General features: G+C 72.0%; 3 protein-coding genes. All 3 read right to left on the bottom strand.

The window, feature by feature from the left end:
• Positions 1-49: 49 nt before the first annotated feature.
• A complete protein-coding gene (locus DD1DGNOD_RS27610; RefSeq protein ID WP_206442868.1) occupies positions 50-1,306 on the bottom strand; it encodes a hypothetical protein in 1,257 nt (418 codons plus the stop codon).
• A gap of 893 nt (positions 1,307-2,199) precedes the next feature.
• A complete protein-coding gene (locus tag DD1DGNOD_RS01150; RefSeq protein ID WP_131764759.1) occupies positions 2,200-2,637 on the bottom strand; it encodes a DUF3180 domain-containing protein in 438 nt (145 codons plus the stop codon).
• On the bottom strand, positions 2,634-3,058 hold a 425-nt coding region (folK, locus tag DD1DGNOD_RS01145), incomplete at its 5' end, for a 2-amino-4-hydroxy-6-hydroxymethyldihydropteridine diphosphokinase (protein WP_131769248.1). The genes folK and DD1DGNOD_RS01150, both read right to left, overlap by 4 nt.

The raw sequence follows: 3,058 nt of genomic DNA, 5'->3' as shown, positions 1-3,058 counted from the left end.
GGGAACCCCGGGAACCCCGGGAACCCCGGGAACCCCGGGAACCTCAAGATCATGCGGGGCTGAAGGACGCGCGCAAGCTCCCGATCAGCGCGGTCGCGGTGTCCGCCGACTCCGCCGACGACCGGGAGATCAGGACATAGACCACGTCCCCGGCCGGTAGCGTCCGCATCACATAGGTCACCCGCTGCCCTTCGCGCAGGTACGAGCCGACCCACTCCTGGACCTGCGCGCCGCTGGAGTCCGTCACCACCCGGGAGCCGTCCTTGGTCAGTCCTGGCTGACTGGCGAATTCCGAATCCTGGACGATGTTGAGCGCAGCCGCCTGGTCCGACGCGGCAACCCGGGCGACGCCGACCATCTGCGGGCCGCCGGACGTCACGCTCCCCACCGGCGGCTCACCGAAGAAGACCCCCGTGTTGTCCCGGCGTTGTTTCCAACCCGGCGGATGGGAGAACTTCGCCTTCTGCTGTGCGTCGGCGACAGCGACCCAGTCGGCTGGAACAGTCGCCGGGGCTGCTGTTGCGGCCGGCGGCCGGCCCGCGGACGCCCCGGGCCCGGCGGAGGCGCCGGCCGTGCTGCCAGCCGCGGTGGACGGCCGGGCCGTGGCGCCGGCTTTGTCACCGCTCCCGCTCGAACTGATCTTCTGCCACACGAACCCGGCCCCACCTCCGAGGGCAAAGGCGACACCGAGAATCACCACCGCGTAAAGCAGTCGACGCAGCAGCGGAGTGACTCCGGCGGCATCACGCGGACGGTTCTGGCGTGTTCCGGTGCCCTCCGCGGACCGGTCCGTGGACCGGCTCGCGGATCGATCCGTCGACCGGGGGCTGCTTCGCTCGTCCCGGCGCCTGCCGTGATCGGAGCGGACCGCGCCGACCTGCTCGCCGGTGCTCTGGTCGGCAGCCGACGAGCTCGCCCTGCGGCCGGATCGCTGCGATCCAGCTCGACGGGCCGCGGGTGCCGACATGTCGGCACCCGCCTGCCTGGTCCTGGGCGGGGGAACACCGTCCGGGCGCTCGGCGCGGTCGCCACCCTGCCTCAGTCGCAGGTCCGCGAGGGCCATCATGTCGTCCGTTGCCGGCCCGTCGACCGGCAACGGATCCCGTGGCAGCCGGGACAGCGGTGGCGCAGGTGGTGCAAGTGGCGCAGGTGGTGCAAGTGGCCGCCGCCCGGTCGTCCCGCCCTGACCGCCCGCCCGGGACGGCGGGAAACCACCTACGGTCGTGGGGGGCGCGGCCGTCGCTGCCGCAGCGTCCCGCGCGGCGCCTGCCTCCCCACCACCGGGGTAGCCCGCTTCGAAGTCCACCGGCGGCTGGTATGCACCGGGGCCGGAAGGAGCCGCCGGATAGCCGGCGCCATCCGGCGGGTAGGGCGCACCGGGTTGATATTGGCCCCCCTGCCGGAGGTTGGACGCAGCGGGCTGATGGCCACCGAAACCGCCCGGCCGTGCCTGCGGGCGGGGTGCGGGCGGGCGGTAAGGCTCCTCCCGGTAGGGCTCCTCGGCGCGCAAACCCGGATCGACCGGTGGCAGCCCAGCCTGCCTGGCCCCTGACGCGAGACGGGTCTGCTCACTGTAGAAGTCGGGGGTGGAAACGCCGGCCGGCGAAGCGTAACCGCCGGATGCAGGCTCACCGCGGTAACCCGCCCCGGCCCCGTAACCGGGGCCCAACTCGTCCCGGCCGTATCCGGCCTGCGGCGGTGCGCCCTGTGTCTGGTGAGGACCAGGTGCCCGCGGGTCCGGGTACGAACCGGGTCCGGGTCCCCGTCCCGGACCCGGCGGGGGATACCCGTTGGACGGCTGATATCCCCCGGACACCGGATAAGGACCCGCGGATGTCTGATAGGAAGCGGAATCCTGGTGGAAGTCAGGATTCCGATAGGAGTCAGAGCCCTGATATGGACGGGCGTCATGGCGGCGATCAGCATCCTGGTTCTGGTAGGAAGCCGGAGGGTAACCGCCGCGGCTCGCGGAGGCCGGTCTTGCGTCGGGGTAGGCCGCCGACTCCGGCGCACCGTCCGCGACTCCGGGTCGACGCGGATTCGCCGCGTCAGAGCGTCGCACACCGTCGGCCACCGACTGACCTCCTTACGATCCGCGCCCAAGCTATATGTCCCCCATCGGTGTACCACGGCGTTGCGCTGGCGTTGCGCGCGCCCAGTTGACAAGCGCCGGATCATGAGATCCTTATCTTGGTCGTCCTAGGACTTCGGGATCCGACACACACGCTCGAGCAGGAGCCCGCTGACGAGGAGCACCAACGCCGCCGAGACCCCGAGAGCGGCGGTGACCGCGTCGGTGCCGGCCGTACCGAACTCGCCCAGGCGCGGCAGCACGTAACCGAGCACGGCCGCCCACGCCCCCACGAGCGCGGCGCCGGCCAGACTGCTCGCCTTCGCCAGCGCCGCCAGCCGGGCAACGGTCAACGGCAGGATCGGCCTCGTGCCCGGACGCCCCTGCAACCGGCGTCGGGTGATGGAGGCGGTCTGTGCCTCCACCAGCCCGACAATGAACAGCGACAGCGGCGCCGTCCGTGGGAATCGCGGCAGGTCCCGATAGGTGAAGGTCAGGAACACGTACGCCAGCACGCCGACCACCACGGCTGCCGCCACCAGCTCCCGCACCCGCGTCGGCTTCACCCGCACAGGCTCCACGGCGTCCGGCGGACCCCGGACACGTCCAGACCAGCCACCAGGTCCTCGACCCGGCCATGCCCGGGCAGCACCGCGTCCGGGTCGACGTCCAGCCACGGCACACAGACGAACGCACGCATGTGAGCGCGTGGATGCGGGATCAGGATGTCCGGATCGTCGCTGGCCAGGTCACCGCACGCGATCACGTCAACATCCAGGGTACGGGGGCCCCAGCGGACGCTCCGCACCCGGGATGCGGCGTCCTCGGCCGACCGCGCCGCGGCGAGCAGGTCCCGCGGTGACGCTGCCGGGACCAGCACCACCGCGTTGAGATAATCGTCCTGGTCGGGCCCGCCGACAGGTGCGGTCTCGTACACCGGCGACACCGCCACGGCCCCCAGCAGGCGCGTGGCGGCGCGAAGCCGGG

Origin of the sequence: Candidatus Protofrankia californiensis (assembly GCF_900634765.1) — a bacterium.
GTDB classification, from domain to species: domain Bacteria; phylum Actinomycetota; class Actinomycetes; order Frankiales; family Frankiaceae; genus Protofrankia; species Protofrankia californiensis.
Note: the sequence above shows the minus strand (reverse complement) of the source record. Positions and strands in the feature narration are given on the sequence as shown.